Here is a 15,203-nt window from a genome sequence, read left to right on the forward strand (position 1 = left end):
GCCGTCATACTCCGTTCTTCAAAGGCTACCGCCCACAGTTCTACTTCCGTACAACTGACGTGACCGGGACTATCGAACTGCCAGAAGGCGTAGAAATGGTGATGCCAGGTGATAACATTCAGATGATCGTTACCCTGATTGCACCAATCGCGATGGACCAGGGTCTGCGCTTCGCAATCCGTGAAGGTGGCCGTACAGTAGGTGCTGGTGTTGTTGCTAAAGTCATTGCTTAATAGCTGATCGTATATTTAGTCCTAGAACAAGCTTGAACTCGGGTTTGTTTTAGAGTAGACACCTGGTGTACTACATCAGGTGTCTGTCGGTTGATGTCTTTAAATATATCCTTTCCTTGAATTGCCTACATGAATCATCTTGGAGTATTTCTTCTAATCTCTGGTTTTTGACTGTGACAGTTCATAGTTTGTCCTTGGGTATTATCTGCTTGTTCTACCAAGATACTCAGGGTACATCTGTACTTATCACCCATTCGTCATTAAATATGTCAACGTTTGTTCTTATGCTAAGTCCGTTCTCATACAACTAAACATGTGAGTCCTGCAATATCGTAAACAGATGATCCCTCTCTTTCCTTCCAACTATCAGCTCTAGAGCAAGTTGTTGGTGTAGGAAATAGTGTAGTTGCTGTGTCTTTAATATGTGGTTGGTTTAGCTAAATTTTATGTAGGATGGAATGAGTTTAATAAAGCTACCAGTAGTGATAAAAGTCTTATCCATCAGAATATTATGCGGATGAATGAAGCATTTCAACCTGATGAAGGTGAAAGGAAATTTGGAAGAGCGGGATCAGAGAATTAAAATACGAATGATTATTGAAATGATACTCATTATTATTTAATATAAGCTATAATATGTACCAGAGAGTGCTATTTATGTATGTTTGCCTATGTAATGCGGTGAGTGACAAGACAATACGTAACGTGGTGCGTCAGCATCATGTTCACTCTATCAGAGAACTAAAACGTATTGTGCCTGTGGGCCGTGATTGTGGTAAATGCATACGCCAAGCCAGAGAGCTAATTAATGAGGAAATTGCACAACTGCCTAAGATAGATAACGTTGCTTGATAAAAAATAAGGTAAGTTTACTACTACTCTGCTGAATAAGTACTACACTTTAGGTACTGGAAGCGGAGGATTAGGCTATGAAAGGTGATAAAAAAATAATTGCTCATTTGAACAAACTTCTTGGAAATGAGCTTGTTGCAATTAATCAGTATTTTCTGCACGCCCGGATGTTCAAAAACTGGGGCCTTACCCGTCTTAATGATAAGGAATATCATGAATCTATCGATGAAATGAAACATGCTGATAGGTACATTGAACGTATCCTTTTTCTTGAGGGGATTCCTAATTTGCAGGATCTAGGAAAACTTAACATCGGAGAAGATATTGAAGAAATGCTCAAATCCGACTTGCAACTCGAATTGCAAGGAGCTAAGGATTTGAGAGAAGCTATCGCTTATGCTGATTCGATTCATGACTATGTTAGTCGTGATTTGATGATCGATATCTTAGATGAAGAAGAAGGACACATTGATTGGCTGGAAACTCAGTTTGAACTAATTGAACGCATGGGGATTCAAAATTATACCCAGGCACAGATCCTTGAAGGAGAATAGTCCTGGAATATGCCCTATCTACTAAAGCTAGGGCATCTTAATTTTACACCCATTTATTCTACTCCGAACAGATTTTCATCTGTATCTTGCTTTGCTAATTGATTTGCGTATAATACGCGGGCTTACTTTGAGTAAGTCTGATTTTTTAGTCAGTAAATGTGCAGTGTTTTGTTTTTCTGCCATTTTAAAATACTCCCAATATGGGGGTTATATATTGAACGATTACACTCTCCCATCAATCGGAATGGGAACGAGTAGTGATCATTTACGTTTATAAAATAGTTGGAGCTCTGGTCTCATGCAGAACCAAAGAATCCGTATCCGCCTGAAAGCATTTGATCATCGTTTGATCGATCAATCAACTGCGGAAATTGTCGAGACCGCTAAGCGCACTGGTGCGCAGGTTCGTGGTCCGATCCCGCTGCCGACTCGTAAAGAGCGTTTTACCGTTCTGATTTCTCCGCATGTTAATAAAGATGCGCGTGATCAGTACGAAATTCGCACTCATAAGCGTCTGGTTGACATCGTTGAGCCAACTGAGAAAACCGTTGATGCTCTGATGCGTCTGGATCTGGCTGCCGGTGTAGACGTGCAGATCAGCCTGGGTTAATCAGGTCATTGAACGATTGAGAGGTTGAAACAATGATTGGTTTAGTCGGTAAAAAAGTGGGTATGACTCGTATCTTCACTGAAGATGGAGTTTCAATCCCTGTAACTGTTATCGAAATTGAAGATAACCGTGTTACTCAGGTTAAAGATCTGGATAGTGACGGTTATCGTGCAATTCAGGTTACTACTGGTAGCAAAAAAGCTAACCGTGTAAACAAACCTGAAGCAGGTCATTTCGCTAAAGCTGGCGTTGAAGCTGGCCGTATCCTGCGTGAATTCCGTCTGTCTGAAGACGAAGAATATACTGTAGGTCAAAGCATTAGCGTTGAAATTTTCGCTGACGTTAAGAAAGTCGACGTTACTGGTACATCTAAAGGTAAAGGTTTTGCTGGTACTGTTAAGCGCTGGAACTTCCGTACCCAAGATGCTAGCCACGGTAACTCTTTGTCTCATCGTGTTCCGGGTTCTATCGGTCAGAACCAAACTCCGGGCAAGGTATTTAAAGGCAAGAAAATGGCAGGCCAACTGGGTAATGAGCGTGTAACTGTTCAAAGCCTGGATGTAGTACGTGTTGACGCTGAGCGCAACCTGCTGCTGGTCAAAGGTGCTGTTCCAGGTGCAACTGGCGGCAACCTGATCGTAAAACCGGCTGTCAAGGCGTAACGTCGAGGAGATAGGAATGGAATTGGTAATGAAAGACGCGCAAGGCGCGCTGACTGTTTCCGAAACTACCTTCGGGCGTGATTTCAATGAAGCGCTTGTGCATCAAGTAGTTGTTGCTTACGCAGCTGGTGCACGTCAAGGTACTCGTGCTCAGAAAACCCGTGCTGAAGTTTCTGGTTCAGGTAAAAAACCATGGCGTCAGAAAGGTACTGGACGTGCACGATCTGGTTCTATTAAGAGCCCAATTTGGCGCTCTGGTGGTGTAACTTTCGCAGCTAAGCCACAGGACCACAGTCAAAAAGTTAATAAGAAAATGTACCGAGGTGCTCTGAAAAGCATCCTGTCTGAACTGGTACGTCAAGATCGTCTGATCGTTGTCGAGCGTTTTTCTGTAGAAGCCCCTAAAACTAAGCTTCTGGCTCAGAAACTGAAAGAAATGGCTCTGGAAGATGTGCTGATTATTACTGGTGAAGTTGATGAGAACTTGTTCTTAGCAGCTCGCAACCTGTACAAGGTTGATGTTCGTGATGCAGCTGGTATCGATCCGGTTAGTTTGATCGCCTTCGATAAAGTGGTTATGACTGCTGACGCTGTGAAGCAAGTTGAGGAGATGCTGGCATGATTCGTGAAGAACGTCTGCTGAAAGTACTGCGCGCGCCGCACGTATCTGAAAAAGCTTCTACAGCGATGGAAAAAAGCAATACCATCGTTCTCAAAGTTGCAAAAGACGCGACTAAAGCAGAAATTAAAGCTGCTGTGCAGAAATTGTTTGAAGTCGAAGTTGAAGGTGTTAACACTTTGCTGGTTAAAGGCAAAATTAAACGCCACGGTCAGCGTATTGGTCGTCGTAGCGACTGGAAAAAAGCTTATGTCACTCTGAAGGAAGGCCAGAATATGGACTTCATCGGTGGTGCAGAGTAAGTCGGAGGAGTAAAGAACAATGGCAATTGTTAAATGTAAACCTACGTCTCCGGGCCGTCGCCACGTTGTTAAAGTGGTTAACCCTGAGCTGCATAAGGGTAAACCTTATGCTCCGTTGCTGGAAAAAAGCAGCAAAACCGGTGGTCGTAACAACAATGGCCGTATTACCACTCGTCACATCGGTGGTGGCCACAAACAGCACTATCGTTTGATTGACTTCAAGCGTAACAAAGATGGTATCCCTGCTGTAGTTGAGCGTTTGGAATATGATCCAAACCGTTCAGCAAACATCGCCCTGGTTCTGTATAAAGACGGTGAACGTCGTTATATTCTTGCACCTAAGGGCCTGAAAGCTGGTGATCAGATCCAATCTGGTGCTGACGCAGCTATCAAAGCTGGTAATGCATTGCCAATGCGTAATATCCCGGTTGGTTCTACTGTACATAACGTAGAAATGAAGCCGGGTAAAGGCGGTCAGTTGGCTCGTTCCGCTGGTGCATATGTTCAGATCGTTGCTCGTGATGGTTCTTATGTAACTTTGCGTTTGCGTTCTGGTGAAATGCGTAAAGTTCTGTCTGACTGCCGCGCTACTTTAGGTGAAGTTGGTAACGCAGAACATATGCTACGTGTTCTGGGTAAAGCTGGTGCAAGTCGCTGGCGTGGCATTCGTCCTACCGTTCGTGGTACGGCGATGAACCCAGTAGATCACCCACATGGTGGTGGTGAAGGTCGTAACTTTGGTAAACATCCTGTAACTCCTTGGGGTGTTCAAACTAAAGGTAAGAAGACCCGTAGTAATAAACGTACTGATCAGTTCATTGTACGTCGCCGTACTAAAAAATAATTAGAGGATAAGCCATGCCACGTTCTCTCAAGAAAGGTCCATTTATTGACCTGCACTTGCTGAAGAAGGTAGAGAAAGCGGTGGAAAGCGGAGACAAAAAGCCTATTAAGACTTGGTCCCGTCGTTCAACGATCTTTCCTAACATGATCGGTTTGACCATCGCTGTCCATAATGGTCGTCAGCATGTACCAGTTTTTGTTTCCGACGAAATGGTTGGTCACAAACTAGGTGAATTTGCGCCGACTCGTACTTATCGCGGCCATGCGGCCGATAAAAAGGCTAAAAAGCGCTAAGGTAGGAGGAAGAGATGGAAACTATCGCTAAACATCGCCACGCTCGTTCTTCTGCTCAGAAGGTTCGCCTTGTAGCTGACCTGATTCGCGGTAAGAAAGTGTCGCAAGCTCTGGAAACTTTGACCTATACCAACAAGAAAGCTGCTGGTTTAGTGAAGAAGGTACTTGAGTCTGCTATTGCTAATGCAGAACACAACGATGGCGCTGACATTGATGATCTGAAAGTCACGAAGATTTTCGTAGACGAAGGCCCTACCATGAAGCGCATTATGCCTCGTGCGAAAGGTCGTGCAGATCGCATCCTGAAGCGCAGCAGCCACATTACTGTGGTTGTGTCCGATCGCTGAGACTCTGGAGACTAGCAATGGGTCAGAAAGTACATCCTAATGGTATTCGCCTGGGTATCGTCAAACCTTGGAACTCTACCTGGTATGCGAATACCAAAGAATTCGCTGACAACTTGGACAGCGATTTTAAAGTGCGCCAGTACTTGAATAAAGAACTGGCAAAAGCGTCTATTTCACGCGTTGTTATTGAACGTCCTGCGAAAAGCATTCGTGTAACTATTCACACTGCTCGCCCAGGTATCGTAATTGGTAAGAAAGGTGAAGACGTAGAAAAACTGCGTAAAACTGTAGCGGAAATCGCTGGTGTGCCTGCGCAAATTAATATTTCTGAAGTGCGTAAGCCTGAGCTGGACGCTAAACTGGTTGCTGATAGCATCACTTCGCAGCTGGAACGTCGTGTTATGTTCCGCCGTGCTATGAAGCGCGCGGTTCAGAACGCAATGCGTTTGGGCGCTAAAGGCATTAAAGTGGAAGTAAGTGGCCGTTTGGGCGGTGCTGAAATTGCGCGTACTGAATGGTATCGTGAAGGTCGTGTACCATTGCACACACTGCGTGCAGACATCGACTATAACACTTCAGAAGCGCACACCACTTATGGTGTACTCGGCGTTAAGGTATGGATCTTCAAAGGTGAGATCTTGGGTGGTATGGCTGCTGTTGAACAGGCGGAAAAACCGGCTGCGCAACCTAAAAAGCAGCAGCGTAAAGGCCGCAAGTAAGGAGAGTCGCTGATGTTACAACCAAAGCGTACGAAATTCCGTAAAGTGCATAAAGGCCGTAACCGTGGCCTAGCAGCAGGTGCGGATGTTAGCTTCGGCACTTTCGGTCTGAAAGCTGTGGGCCGTGGTCGTCTGACTGCACGTCAGATTGAAGCGGCACGTCGTGCTATGACCCGTGCAATTAAACGTCAAGGTAAAATCTGGATCCGTGTATTCCCAGACAAACCTATCACTGAAAAGCCACTCGAAGTGCGTATGGGTAAAGGTAAAGGTAACGTAGAATATTGGGTTGCCTTGATCCAGCCCGGTAAAGTTCTTTATGAAATGGACGGTGTGCCTGAAGAGCTGGCTCGTGAAGCATTCAAGCTGGCAGCAGCGAAACTGCCTATCAAAACCACCTTTGTAACTAAGACGGTGATGTAATGAAAGCACAAGAGCTGCGCGAAAAAAGCGTTGAAGAGCTGAACACTGAGCTGCTGAACCTGCTGCGTGAACAATTTAACCTGCGCATGCAGGCAGCAAGTGGTCAGCTACAACAGTCTCATCTGTTGAAACAAGTGCGTCGTGATATCGCACGCGTTAAGACTTTACTGACTGAGAAGGCGGGTGCGTAATGACCGATAAAATCCGTACTCTGCAAGGTCGTGTTGTTAGTGACAAAATGGAAAAATCTATTGTTGTTACTATCGAGCGTAAGGTGAAACATCCTCTGTATGGTAAGTTCATCAAGCGTACGACTAAACTGCACGTACATGACGAGAACAATGAATGTGGAATCGGTGATGTAGTGGAAATCCGCGAAACCCGTCCGTTGTCCAAAACTAAATCTTGGACTTTAGTTCGCGTTATAGAGAAAGCGATTCTGTAAGCTGACTCGAATAGAGTAAACGGCTCAGATTATGGGCCGTTTATTTTTTCTATCCATATCTGAGATGTGGTGTTATAATGCCGCGCCCTCATGGTATGGGGTATTTGAACGGCCTCTTCATAATAATAATGAAGTGGGCTCAGTAGTAGTTGACATTTAGCGGAGCACTAAAATGATCCAAGAACAGACTATGCTGAACGTGGCCGACAACTCCGGTGCACGTCGCGTAATGTGTATCAAGGTTCTGGGTGGCTCGCACCGTCGCTACGCACATGTCGGCGACATCATTAAAATCACCATCAAGGAAGCAATTCCTCGTGGTAAAGTGAAAAAAGGTGATGTCCTGAAAGCGGTAGTGGTGCGCACCAAGAAGGGTATTCGTCGCCCTGACGGTTCTGTCATTCGCTTCGATGGCAATGCTTGTGTGTTGTTAAACAACACGAGTGAGCAAGTTATCGGTACGCGTATTTTTGGGCCGGTAACTCGTGAACTTCGTAATGAAAAGTTCATGAAAATTATCTCCCTGGCACCAGAAGTACTCTAAGGAGCGGACAATGGCAGCGAAAATCCGTCGTGATGACGAAGTTATCGTGCTGACTGGCAAAGATAAAGGTAAGCGCGGTAAAGTAAAACAGGTTCTTTCTACTGGGAAAGTCATTGTTGAAGGTATTAACTTGGTTAAAAAACATCAGAAGCCTGTTCCGGCGCTGAATCAACCAGGTGGCATCGTTGAAAAAGAAGCTGCAATTCAAGTTTCAAACGTTGCAATCTTCAATGCGGCAACCAGCAAGGCTGACCGTGTAGGTTTTAGATTTGAAGACGGTAAAAAAGTTCGTTTCTTTAAATCTAATAGCGAAACTATCAAGTAATTTGGAGTAATACGATGGCGAAACTGCATGATTACTACAAAGACGAGGTAGTCCAAAAACTGATGGCTCAGTTTGACTACAATTCTGTCATGCAAGTCCCTCGGGTCGAGAAGATCACCCTGAACATGGGTGTTGGTGAGGCGATCGCTGATAAGAAACTGCTGGATAATGCAGCAGCGGATCTAACAGCAATCTCTGGTCAAAAACCATTGATCACCAAAGCACGCAAATCAGTTGCAGGCTTCAAAATCCGTCAGGGCTATCCAATCGGCTGTAAAGTAACCCTGCGTGGTGAACGCATGTGGGAGTTTCTTGAGCGCCTGATTTCTATTGCTGTACCTCGTATCCGTGACTTCCGTGGCTTGTCCGCTAAGTCATTTGATGGTCGTGGTAATTACAGCATGGGTGTACGTGAGCAAATCATCTTCCCTGAAATCGATTATGATAAAGTGGATCGTGTTCGTGGCTTAGATATTACTATCACCACAACTGCGAAATCTGATGATGAAGGCCGCGCACTGTTGGCTGCTTTTAACTTCCCGTTCCGCAAGTAAGGCAGGGTATTCATGGCTAAGCAATCAATGAAAGCACGTGATGTGAAACGTGTGAAATTAGCTGAAAAATTCTTCACTAAACGTGTAGAACTGAAAACTATCATTTCTGATGTGAATGCATCTGATGAAGAGCGTTGGAATGCTGTTCTTAAGCTGCAAACACTGCCACGTGATTCCAGCCCTTCTCGTCAGCGTAATCGCTGCCGTCAAACTGGGCGTCCGCATGGATTTTTGCGGAAGTTTGGGTTGAGCCGTATTAAAGTCCGTGAAGCCGCTATGCGCGGTGAAATCCCGGGTCTTAAAAAGGCTAGCTGGTAATTGTCACCAATTGAATCACGGGAGTAAAGACAGATGAGCATGCAAGATCCCATCGCGGATATGCTGACCCGTATCCGTAACGGTCAGGCCGCGAATAAAGTTGCGGTCACCATGCCTTCCTCCAAGCTGAAAGTGGCAATTGCCAAAGTGCTGAAGGAAGAAGGTTATATTGAAGATTATAAAATTGAAGGCGACACCAAGCCAGAACTGGAATTAGTACTGAAGTACTTCCAGGGTAAGGCTGTCGTAGAAAGTATTCAGCGTGTAAGCCGTCCAAGTCTGCGCATCTATAAGAAAAAAGATGCACTGCCACAAGTTATGGCTGGTTTAGGTATTGCTGTTGTTTCTACCTCTAAAGGTGTAATGACTGATCGTGCAGCTCGCCAAGCAGGTCTTGGTGGCGAGATTCTCTGCTACGTAGCTTAATTCGGGAGGAAAGAATGTCTCGTGTTGCAAAAGCACCCGTCGTCATTCCTGCCGGCGTAGAGGTAAAACTCAACGGTCAGGTTATTTCGATTAAGGGTAAAAACGGCGAGCTGAGTCGTACAATCCACAGCGCAGTTGAAGTTAAGTATGCAGGTAACCAACTAACCTTCGCTCCACGCGATGGTTATGTTGATGGTTGGGCACAGGCGGGCACAACTCGTTCTTTGCTGAATGCCATGGTTATTGGTGTTACCGAAGGCTTCACTAAGAAGCTTCAACTGGTAGGTGTTGGTTATCGTGCAGCAGTCAAAGGCAATGTTGTTAACATGTCTCTGGGCTTCTCGCATCCAGTTGACCACGAACTGCCAGCAGGCATTACTGCAGAATGTCCGTCACAAACTGAAATCGTGCTGAAAGGTGCTGATAAGCAGGTAATCGGTCAAGTTGCGGCAGAACTGCGTGCCTATCGTCGTCCTGAGCCTTATAAAGGTAAGGGTGTTCGTTACGCCGATGAAGTCGTGCGTATCAAAGAGGCTAAGAAGAAGTAAGGTAACACTATGGATAAGAAAGCAGCTCGTATCCGTCGTGCGACCCGCGCACGCCGCAAGCTCCAGGAACTGGGTGCAACTCGCCTGGTGGTACATCGTACCCCACGCCATATTTATGCGCAGGTTATCGCACCAAACGGTTCTGAAACTTTGGTGGCAGCTTCTACTACAGAAAAAGCTATCAATGAGCAATTGAAATACACTGGAAATAAAGAAGCAGCAGCAGCAGTTGGTAAAGCAATTGCTGAACGTGCACTGGAGAAAGGTATCAAAGATGTATCCTTTGACCGTTCTGGTTTCCAATATCATGGTCGAGTCCAGGCACTGGCAGATGCTGCCCGTGAAGCTGGCCTTCAGTTCTAAGGTAGAGGTGTAAGATGGCTCACATCGAAAAACAAGCTGGCGAACTGCAGGAAAAGCTGATCGCGGTAAACCGCGTATCTAAAACCGTAAAAGGTGGCCGGATTTTCAGCTTTACCGCACTGACTGTTGTAGGTGATGGTAATGGTCGCGTTGGTTTTGGCTACGGCAAAGCACGCGAAGTTCCGGCAGCAATCCAGAAAGCGATGGAAAAAGCCCGTCGCAATATGAAAACCGTCGCACTAAACAGCGGCACTCTGCATCACCCAGTGAAAGGTGCACACACCGGTTCCCGCGTGTTTATGCAACCTGCTCACGAAGGTACTGGTATCATCGCAGGCGGTGCTATGCGTGCTGTTTTGGAAGTGGCTGGTGTTCGTAACGTACTGGCTAAAACCTATGGTTCCACTAACCCTATCAATGTGGTTCGTGCAACTCTGGATGCTTTAGACAGCATGAAGTCTCCAGAAATGGTCGCAGCTAAGCGTGGTAAATCCGTCGAAGAAATTCTGGGGTAATGGCCATGGCTAAGACTATTAAAGTAACGCAAATTCGCAGTTCAATCGGCCGCCTGCCTAAACATAAGGCAACTTTGGTTGGTTTAGGTCTGCGTCGTATCGGTCATACAGTAGAGCGCGAAGATACTCCTGCTATACGTGGTATGATCAACTTAGTTTCCTATATGGTTAAAGTTGAGGAGTAACAGATGCGCTTAAATACTCTGTCTCCGGCTGAAGGTGCCAAGCATGCGCCTAAACGTGTAGGTCGTGGTATTGGTTCTGGCTTGGGTAAAACTGGTGGCCGTGGTCACAAAGGTCAGAAATCTCGTTCTGGCGGTGGCGTACGTCGCGGTTTTGAAGGTGGTCAGATGCCTTTATACCGTCGTTTGCCAAAATTTGGCTTCACTTCACGTAAGGCAATGATTACAGCGGAGGTTCGTCTGTCTGATTTTGCCGCCGTTGAAGGCGATGTTATCGATCTGAACGCACTGAAAGCCGCTAACATCGTTGGCACTCAAATTGAATTCGCAAAAGTTATGCTTTCTGGCGAAATCAATCGCGCGGTAACTGTGCGTGGCCTTCGTGTTACTAAGGGCGCTCGTGCGGCAATTGAAGCTGCTGGCGGTAAAATTGAGGAATAAGTAACAGATGGCTAAACAACCAGGATTAGATTTTCAAAGCGCTAAAGGTGGACTAGGCGAGCTGAAACGCAGACTGTTGTTTGTTATTGGAGCGCTGATTGTTTTCCGTATTGGTTCTTTTATTCCTATCCCTGGTATTGATGCCACTGTGCTTGCCAAATTGCTCGAACAGCAAAGGGGCACTATCATTGAAATGTTTAACATGTTCTCTGGTGGTGCTTTAAGTCGTGCTTCTATCTTTGCTCTGGGGATAATGCCGTATATTTCTGCGTCTATTATTATTCAGTTGTTGACGGTGGTTCACCCAACGTTGGCAGAGATTAAGAAGGAAGGGGAAGCTGGTCGTCGTAAGATTAGCCAGTATACTCGCTATGGTACTTTAGTGCTGGCTATATTCCAGTCAATCGGTATTGCTACTGGTTTGCCGAATATGCCAGGAATGCAAGGGCTGGTGATTAACCCAGGATTTGCTTTCTACTTCACGGCTGTTGTGAGCCTAGTTACTGGGACTATGTTCCTGATGTGGTTGGGTGAGCAGATTACTGAGCGTGGTATTGGAAACGGTATCTCTATCATAATCTTTGCTGGTATTGTTGCGGGTTTGCCGCCGGCCATCGGCCATACCATTGAGCAAGCTCGGCAAGGCGATCTGCACTTCCTCCTGTTGCTGTTGGTTGCAGTATTAGTGTTTGCAGTAACTTTCTTCGTTGTTTTCATGGAACGTGGTCAACGGCGTATCGTTGTTAACTATGCGAAACGTCAACAAGGTCGCCGAGTTTATGCTGCACAGAGCACACATTTACCGTTGAAAGTGAATATGGCCGGGGTTATCCCTGCAATTTTCGCTTCCAGCATTATTCTGTTCCCTGGTACCATAGCTTCTTGGTTTGGGGGTGGAACTGGTTGGAACTGGCTGACTACTATTTCAATGTATTTGCAGCCTGGGCAACCGCTTTATGTGTTACTCTACGCGTCTGCAATCATCTTCTTCTGTTTCTTTTATACAGCATTGGTTTTTAACCCGAGAGAAACAGCAGATAACCTGAAGAAGTCCGGTGCATTTGTACCAGGAATTCGTCCGGGAGAGCAAACGGCCAAGTACATTGATAAGGTAATGACACGCCTGACTTTAGTTGGTGCGATGTATATTACTTTTATCTGCTTAATCCCGGAGTTCATGCGTGACGCGATGAAGGTACCATTTTATTTTGGAGGTACTTCGCTACTTATAGTAGTTGTGGTCATCATGGACTTTATGGCTCAAGTGCAAACTTTGATGATGTCAAGTCAGTATGAGTCTGCATTGAAGAAGGCAAACCTTAAAGGTTATAACCGCTGATTGGTTTGCTTGAGAAGTTACGGAGAGTAAAAATGAAAGTTCGTGCTTCCGTCAAGAAATTATGTCGCAACTGCAAAATCGTTAAGCGTAACGGTGTCGTTCGTGTGATTTGCAGTGCAGAGCCTAAGCATAAACAACGCCAAGGCTGATAAAATAGCATATTTTTCTTGCAAAGTCGGTTTGAGCTGGCTAAATTAGCCAGCCAATCTTTTTATATCACAGCAACATTGTTTGAGTATCCTGAAAACGGGCTTTTCAGAATAGTGTTGCCGTAAATAATTGTAGGAGTGCATAGTGGCCCGTATAGCAGGCATTAACATTCCTGATCAGAAGCATACCGTAATCGCTTTAACATCGATCTACGGAATAGGCAAAACTCGCTCCCAAGCCATTTGTGCTGCAGCGGGTATTGCTGAACATGTTAAGATCAGTGAGCTGTCTGAAGAGCAAATTGACAAGCTGCGTGACGAAGTTGCCAAATACGTTGTAGAAGGTGATCTGCGTCGTGAAGTAACCCTGAGCATCAAACGTCTGATGGATCTTGGTACTTATCGTGGTTTACGTCACCGTCGTGGTCTACCGGTTCGCGGTCAGCGTACTAAGACCAATGCACGTACCCGTAAGGGTCCACGTAAGCCGATCAAGAAATAATCGGGGTATTGTATAATGGCAAAAGCACCTATTCGTGCACGTAAGCGTGTAAGAAAGCAAGTCTCTGACGGTGTGGCTCATATCCATGCTTCTTTCAACAACACCATCGTGACCATTACTGACCGTCAGGGTAACGCTCTGGGTTGGGCAACCGCGGGTGGTTCCGGTTTCCGTGGTTCTCGTAAATCTACTCCGTTTGCGGCTCAGGTTGCAGCAGAGCGCTGTGCTGAAGCAGTGAAAGAATACGGAATTAAGAACCTGGAAGTTATGGTTAAAGGACCTGGTCCTGGCCGCGAGTCAACTATCCGAGCGTTAAATGCGGCAGGTTTCCGCATCACTAACATTACTGATGTGACTCCGATCCCTCATAACGGTTGTCGTCCACCTAAAAAACGTCGCGTTTAATAGCGTTTACTTTTTTAGGTTTGTTGGAGAAAGAAAATGGCAAGATATTTGGGTCCTAAGCTCAAGCTGAGCCGTCGCGAGGGTACAGACCTATTCCTGAAGTCTGGCGTTCGCGCGATTGACACCAAGTGTAAATTGGAGCAACCACCTGGACAGCATGGCGCACGTAAACCGCGTCTGTCTGACTACGGTGTACAGTTACGTGAAAAACAAAAAGTGCGCCGTATTTATGGTGTCCTAGAACGTCAATTCCGTAATTATTATAAAGAAGCAACTCGTCTGAAAGGCAATACAGGTGAGAACCTGTTGAGTTTGCTGGAAGGTCGTCTGGACAACGTTGTTTACCGTATGGGTTTCGGCGCGACTCGTGCTGAATCACGCCAAATCGTGAGCCATAAGGCTATCATGGTAAATGGTCGCGTTGTTAACATCGCTTCTTATCAGGTATCCCCGAATGACGTAGTCAGCGTTCGCGAAAAATCGAAAAAGCAGTCTCGTATCAAGGCGGCTTTAGAGCTAGCTGAGCAGCGTGAGAAACCAACTTGGTTGGAGGTTGATGCTGCGAAGATGGAAGGTGTGTTCAAACGTACTCCAGAACGTACCGATCTGTCCGCTGACATCAACGAACACCTGATCGTCGAGCTTTACTCTAAGTAAAGCTTAGCACCAAAGAGAGGACACAATGCAGGGTTCTGTGACAGAGTTTCTAAAACCGCGCCTGGTTGATATCGAGCAAGTCAGTTCGACGCACGCCAAGGTGACCCTTGAGCCTTTAGAGCGTGGCTTTGGTCATACTCTAGGCAACGCACTGCGCCGTATTCTGCTTTCGTCTATGCCGGGTTGTGCGGTGACTGAGGTTGAGATTGATGGTGTACTGCATGAGTACAGCACCAAAGAAGGTGTACAGGAAGATATCCTGGAGATTCTCCTCAACCTGAAAGGGCTGGCGGTAAGAGTTCAGGGCAAAGATGAAGTTATTCTTACCTTGAATAAGTCTGGCATTGGCCCTGTGACTGCAGCCGACATTATCCATGATGGAGATGTCGAAATCGTCAAGCCGCAACATGTAATCTGCCACCTGACTGACGAAACTGCTTCTATAAGCATGCGTATTAAAGTTCAGCGTGGTCGAGGTTATGTGCCGGCTTCTGCCCGGATTCATTCGGAAGAAGATGAGCGCCCTATTGGTCGTTTGTTAGTAGACGCTTGTTATAGCCCAGTAGAGCGTATTGCCTACAATGTTGAAGCAGCGCGTGTAGAACAACGTACCGATTTGGACAAGTTGGTTATCGAGATGGAAACTAACGGTACAATCGATCCTGAAGAGGCGATTCGCCGTGCAGCTACTATTTTGGCTGAACAGCTGGAAGCTTTTGTTGATTTACGTGATGTACGTCAGCCAGAAGTAAAAGAGGAGAAGCCAGAGTTTGATCCGATCCTGCTGCGCCCTGTTGACGATCTGGAATTGACTGTCCGCTCTGCTAACTGCCTTAAGGCAGAAGCTATCCACTACATCGGTGATTTGGTACAGCGTACCGAGGTTGAGTTGCTTAAGACACCTAACCTGGGTAAAAAATCTCTTACAGAGATCAAAGACGTACTGGCTTCACGTGGCTTATCTCTAGGCATGCGCTTGGAAAACTGGCCACCAGCAAGTATTGCTGATGAATAACTAGATCACAGGTTAAG

30 protein-coding genes are annotated in these 15,203 nt (G+C 46.0%); all 30 read left to right on the forward strand.

All coding sequences use genetic code 11. The features are described 5' to 3' along the window. Positions 1 to 233: EF-Tu C-terminal domain-related protein (locus C5470_RS19550; RefSeq protein WP_455657253.1), on the forward strand; the 233-nt coding region annotated here is incomplete at its 5' end. A gap of 657 nt (positions 234 to 890) precedes the next feature. Next, positions 891 to 1,085 carry a bacterioferritin-associated ferredoxin gene (gene bfd / locus C5470_RS19555; protein WP_166291374.1) on the forward strand — a complete coding sequence of 65 codons (195 nt, stop codon included), beginning with the start codon at positions 891 to 893 and terminating at the stop codon, positions 1,083 to 1,085. Between the two features lie 77 nt (positions 1,086 to 1,162). Continuing rightward, positions 1,163 to 1,639, forward strand: coding sequence for a bacterioferritin (bfr, locus tag C5470_RS19560; protein WP_036850355.1), 477 nt, complete (start codon positions 1,163 to 1,165; stop codon positions 1,637 to 1,639). Positions 1,640 to 1,937: 298 nt separating this feature from the next. After that, entirely contained in the window at positions 1,938 to 2,249 is a 312-nt protein-coding gene (gene rpsJ, locus C5470_RS19565) for a 30S ribosomal protein S10 (RefSeq protein WP_001181005.1), read from the forward strand. 32 nt (positions 2,250 to 2,281) lie between these two features. After that, complete coding sequence (rplC, locus tag C5470_RS19570; protein ID WP_166291376.1) at positions 2,282 to 2,911, forward strand: 50S ribosomal protein L3; 630 nt, start codon at positions 2,282 to 2,284, stop codon at positions 2,909 to 2,911. Positions 2,912 to 2,927: 16 nt separating this feature from the next. Then, positions 2,928 to 3,533, forward strand: a complete 606-nt coding sequence (gene rplD / locus C5470_RS19575; RefSeq protein ID WP_166291377.1) for a 50S ribosomal protein L4 — start codon at positions 2,928 to 2,930, stop codon at positions 3,531 to 3,533. After that, entirely contained in the window at positions 3,530 to 3,832 is a 303-nt protein-coding gene (gene rplW / locus C5470_RS19580; protein WP_166291379.1) for a 50S ribosomal protein L23, read from the forward strand. Before rplD ends, rplW begins: the two co-directional genes overlap by 4 nt. Before the next feature lie 19 nt (positions 3,833 to 3,851). Then, positions 3,852 to 4,676 (forward strand): 50S ribosomal protein L2, encoded by an 825-nt coding sequence (rplB, locus tag C5470_RS19585; protein ID WP_021322795.1) that lies wholly within the window; start codon positions 3,852 to 3,854, stop codon positions 4,674 to 4,676. Positions 4,677 to 4,690: 14 nt separating this feature from the next. Next, positions 4,691 to 4,969, forward strand: coding sequence for a 30S ribosomal protein S19 (gene rpsS, locus C5470_RS19590; RefSeq protein ID WP_011148791.1), 279 nt, complete (start codon positions 4,691 to 4,693; stop codon positions 4,967 to 4,969). Between the two features lie 14 nt (positions 4,970 to 4,983). Next, positions 4,984 to 5,316 (forward strand): 50S ribosomal protein L22, encoded by a 333-nt coding sequence (gene rplV / locus C5470_RS19595; protein ID WP_011148790.1) that lies wholly within the window; start codon positions 4,984 to 4,986, stop codon positions 5,314 to 5,316. Between the two features lie 17 nt (positions 5,317 to 5,333). After that, entirely contained in the window at positions 5,334 to 6,035 is a 702-nt protein-coding gene (gene rpsC, locus C5470_RS19600) for a 30S ribosomal protein S3 (RefSeq protein WP_166291381.1), read from the forward strand. A gap of 12 nt (positions 6,036 to 6,047) precedes the next feature. Next, entirely contained in the window at positions 6,048 to 6,458 is a 411-nt protein-coding gene (gene rplP, locus C5470_RS19605) for a 50S ribosomal protein L16 (protein ID WP_012990491.1), read from the forward strand. After that, positions 6,458 to 6,649 (forward strand): 50S ribosomal protein L29, encoded by a 192-nt coding sequence (rpmC, locus tag C5470_RS19610; RefSeq protein WP_021322794.1) that lies wholly within the window; start codon positions 6,458 to 6,460, stop codon positions 6,647 to 6,649. Before rplP ends, rpmC begins: the two co-directional genes overlap by 1 nt. Then, a complete protein-coding gene (gene rpsQ, locus C5470_RS19615; protein WP_166291383.1) occupies positions 6,649 to 6,903 on the forward strand; it encodes a 30S ribosomal protein S17 in 255 nt (84 codons plus the stop codon). The genes rpmC and rpsQ overlap by 1 nt, the downstream gene beginning before the upstream one ends. A gap of 172 nt (positions 6,904 to 7,075) precedes the next feature. After that, the gene (rplN, locus tag C5470_RS19620; RefSeq protein WP_166291385.1) at positions 7,076 to 7,447 is read left to right on the forward strand and encodes a 50S ribosomal protein L14; all 372 of its coding nucleotides are present in this window, start codon (positions 7,076 to 7,078) and stop codon (positions 7,445 to 7,447) included. Positions 7,448 to 7,457: 10 nt separating this feature from the next. Continuing rightward, positions 7,458 to 7,772: a 50S ribosomal protein L24 gene (gene rplX, locus C5470_RS19625; protein ID WP_132356032.1), complete on the forward strand. Its 315-nt coding sequence runs from the start codon at positions 7,458 to 7,460 to the stop codon at positions 7,770 to 7,772. A gap of 14 nt (positions 7,773 to 7,786) precedes the next feature. Then, positions 7,787 to 8,326 (forward strand): 50S ribosomal protein L5, encoded by a 540-nt coding sequence (gene rplE / locus C5470_RS19630; RefSeq protein ID WP_021322792.1) that lies wholly within the window; start codon positions 7,787 to 7,789, stop codon positions 8,324 to 8,326. Positions 8,327 to 8,338: 12 nt separating this feature from the next. After that, the gene (rpsN, locus tag C5470_RS19635; protein ID WP_166291386.1) at positions 8,339 to 8,644 is read left to right on the forward strand and encodes a 30S ribosomal protein S14; all 306 of its coding nucleotides are present in this window, start codon (positions 8,339 to 8,341) and stop codon (positions 8,642 to 8,644) included. 33 nt (positions 8,645 to 8,677) lie between these two features. After that, positions 8,678 to 9,070: a 30S ribosomal protein S8 gene (rpsH, locus tag C5470_RS19640; protein WP_166291388.1), complete on the forward strand. Its 393-nt coding sequence runs from the start codon at positions 8,678 to 8,680 to the stop codon at positions 9,068 to 9,070. A 14-nt stretch (positions 9,071 to 9,084) separates the two neighbouring features. Beyond that, positions 9,085 to 9,618, forward strand: a complete 534-nt coding sequence (gene rplF, locus C5470_RS19645; protein ID WP_166291390.1) for a 50S ribosomal protein L6 — start codon at positions 9,085 to 9,087, stop codon at positions 9,616 to 9,618. 9 nt (positions 9,619 to 9,627) lie between these two features. Further along, on the forward strand, positions 9,628 to 9,981 hold the full coding sequence (rplR, locus tag C5470_RS19650) for a 50S ribosomal protein L18 (protein WP_011148779.1): 354 nt from the start codon (positions 9,628 to 9,630) through the stop codon (positions 9,979 to 9,981). A 14-nt stretch (positions 9,982 to 9,995) separates the two neighbouring features. Further along, positions 9,996 to 10,496 carry a 30S ribosomal protein S5 gene (rpsE, locus tag C5470_RS19655; protein WP_015836271.1) on the forward strand — a complete coding sequence of 167 codons (501 nt, stop codon included), beginning with the start codon at positions 9,996 to 9,998 and terminating at the stop codon, positions 10,494 to 10,496. Between the two features lie 5 nt (positions 10,497 to 10,501). Further along, positions 10,502 to 10,681 carry a 50S ribosomal protein L30 gene (gene rpmD / locus C5470_RS19660; RefSeq protein WP_011148777.1) on the forward strand — a complete coding sequence of 60 codons (180 nt, stop codon included), beginning with the start codon at positions 10,502 to 10,504 and terminating at the stop codon, positions 10,679 to 10,681. 3 nt (positions 10,682 to 10,684) lie between these two features. After that, positions 10,685 to 11,119: a 50S ribosomal protein L15 gene (gene rplO, locus C5470_RS19665; RefSeq protein ID WP_021322787.1), complete on the forward strand. Its 435-nt coding sequence runs from the start codon at positions 10,685 to 10,687 to the stop codon at positions 11,117 to 11,119. A gap of 7 nt (positions 11,120 to 11,126) precedes the next feature. After that, on the forward strand, positions 11,127 to 12,458 hold the full coding sequence (gene secY, locus C5470_RS19670; RefSeq protein ID WP_011148775.1) for a preprotein translocase subunit SecY: 1,332 nt from the start codon (positions 11,127 to 11,129) through the stop codon (positions 12,456 to 12,458). Between the two features lie 32 nt (positions 12,459 to 12,490). Then, complete coding sequence (gene rpmJ, locus C5470_RS19675; protein ID WP_002227352.1) at positions 12,491 to 12,607, forward strand: 50S ribosomal protein L36; 117 nt, start codon at positions 12,491 to 12,493, stop codon at positions 12,605 to 12,607. Between the two features lie 145 nt (positions 12,608 to 12,752). After that, entirely contained in the window at positions 12,753 to 13,109 is a 357-nt protein-coding gene (rpsM, locus tag C5470_RS19680) for a 30S ribosomal protein S13 (RefSeq protein ID WP_011148774.1), read from the forward strand. 15 nt (positions 13,110 to 13,124) lie between these two features. Next, a complete protein-coding gene (rpsK, locus tag C5470_RS19685) occupies positions 13,125 to 13,514 on the forward strand; it encodes a 30S ribosomal protein S11 (protein WP_002919257.1) in 390 nt (129 codons plus the stop codon). Positions 13,515 to 13,550: 36 nt separating this feature from the next. Then, positions 13,551 to 14,171, forward strand: a complete 621-nt coding sequence (gene rpsD, locus C5470_RS19690; RefSeq protein ID WP_166291392.1) for a 30S ribosomal protein S4 — start codon at positions 13,551 to 13,553, stop codon at positions 14,169 to 14,171. Positions 14,172 to 14,196: 25 nt separating this feature from the next. Next, the gene (locus tag C5470_RS19695; protein WP_011148772.1) at positions 14,197 to 15,186 is read left to right on the forward strand and encodes a DNA-directed RNA polymerase subunit alpha; all 990 of its coding nucleotides are present in this window, start codon (positions 14,197 to 14,199) and stop codon (positions 15,184 to 15,186) included. The last annotated feature ends 17 nt before the right edge of the window (positions 15,187 to 15,203 follow it).

Source organism: Photorhabdus stackebrandtii (assembly GCF_011189495.1).
GTDB classification, from domain to species: Bacteria; Pseudomonadota; Gammaproteobacteria; order Enterobacterales; family Enterobacteriaceae; genus Photorhabdus; species Photorhabdus khanii.

Bases quoted from the DNA above. Each gene is read 5' to 3' on its own strand.
- bfd (WP_166291374.1), top strand. From the start codon at position 891: ATGTATGTTTGCCTATGTAATGCGGTGAGTGACAAGACAATACGTAAC.
- bfr (WP_036850355.1), top strand. From the start codon at position 1,163: ATGAAAGGTGATAAAAAAATAATTGCTCATTTGAACAAACTTCTTGGA.
- rpsJ (WP_001181005.1), top strand. From the start codon at position 1,938: ATGCAGAACCAAAGAATCCGTATCCGCCTGAAAGCATTTGATCATCGT.
- rplC (WP_166291376.1), top strand. From the start codon at position 2,282: ATGATTGGTTTAGTCGGTAAAAAAGTGGGTATGACTCGTATCTTCACT.
- rplD (WP_166291377.1), top strand. From the start codon at position 2,928: ATGGAATTGGTAATGAAAGACGCGCAAGGCGCGCTGACTGTTTCCGAA.
- rplW (WP_166291379.1), top strand. From the start codon at position 3,530: ATGATTCGTGAAGAACGTCTGCTGAAAGTACTGCGCGCGCCGCACGTA.
- rplB (WP_021322795.1), top strand. From the start codon at position 3,852: ATGGCAATTGTTAAATGTAAACCTACGTCTCCGGGCCGTCGCCACGTT.
- rpsS (WP_011148791.1), top strand. From the start codon at position 4,691: ATGCCACGTTCTCTCAAGAAAGGTCCATTTATTGACCTGCACTTGCTG.
- rplV (WP_011148790.1), top strand. From the start codon at position 4,984: ATGGAAACTATCGCTAAACATCGCCACGCTCGTTCTTCTGCTCAGAAG.
- rpsC (WP_166291381.1), top strand. From the start codon at position 5,334: ATGGGTCAGAAAGTACATCCTAATGGTATTCGCCTGGGTATCGTCAAA.
- rplP (WP_012990491.1), top strand. From the start codon at position 6,048: ATGTTACAACCAAAGCGTACGAAATTCCGTAAAGTGCATAAAGGCCGT.
- rpmC (WP_021322794.1), top strand. From the start codon at position 6,458: ATGAAAGCACAAGAGCTGCGCGAAAAAAGCGTTGAAGAGCTGAACACT.
- rpsQ (WP_166291383.1), top strand. From the start codon at position 6,649: ATGACCGATAAAATCCGTACTCTGCAAGGTCGTGTTGTTAGTGACAAA.
- rplN (WP_166291385.1), top strand. From the start codon at position 7,076: ATGATCCAAGAACAGACTATGCTGAACGTGGCCGACAACTCCGGTGCA.
- rplX (WP_132356032.1), top strand. From the start codon at position 7,458: ATGGCAGCGAAAATCCGTCGTGATGACGAAGTTATCGTGCTGACTGGC.
- rplE (WP_021322792.1), top strand. From the start codon at position 7,787: ATGGCGAAACTGCATGATTACTACAAAGACGAGGTAGTCCAAAAACTG.
- rpsN (WP_166291386.1), top strand. From the start codon at position 8,339: ATGGCTAAGCAATCAATGAAAGCACGTGATGTGAAACGTGTGAAATTA.
- rpsH (WP_166291388.1), top strand. From the start codon at position 8,678: ATGAGCATGCAAGATCCCATCGCGGATATGCTGACCCGTATCCGTAAC.
- rplF (WP_166291390.1), top strand. From the start codon at position 9,085: ATGTCTCGTGTTGCAAAAGCACCCGTCGTCATTCCTGCCGGCGTAGAG.
- rplR (WP_011148779.1), top strand. From the start codon at position 9,628: ATGGATAAGAAAGCAGCTCGTATCCGTCGTGCGACCCGCGCACGCCGC.
- rpsE (WP_015836271.1), top strand. From the start codon at position 9,996: ATGGCTCACATCGAAAAACAAGCTGGCGAACTGCAGGAAAAGCTGATC.
- rpmD (WP_011148777.1), top strand. From the start codon at position 10,502: ATGGCTAAGACTATTAAAGTAACGCAAATTCGCAGTTCAATCGGCCGC.
- rplO (WP_021322787.1), top strand. From the start codon at position 10,685: ATGCGCTTAAATACTCTGTCTCCGGCTGAAGGTGCCAAGCATGCGCCT.
- secY (WP_011148775.1), top strand. From the start codon at position 11,127: ATGGCTAAACAACCAGGATTAGATTTTCAAAGCGCTAAAGGTGGACTA.
- rpmJ (WP_002227352.1), top strand. From the start codon at position 12,491: ATGAAAGTTCGTGCTTCCGTCAAGAAATTATGTCGCAACTGCAAAATC.
- rpsK (WP_002919257.1), top strand. From the start codon at position 13,125: ATGGCAAAAGCACCTATTCGTGCACGTAAGCGTGTAAGAAAGCAAGTC.
- rpsD (WP_166291392.1), top strand. From the start codon at position 13,551: ATGGCAAGATATTTGGGTCCTAAGCTCAAGCTGAGCCGTCGCGAGGGT.
- C5470_RS19695 (WP_011148772.1), top strand. From the start codon at position 14,197: ATGCAGGGTTCTGTGACAGAGTTTCTAAAACCGCGCCTGGTTGATATC.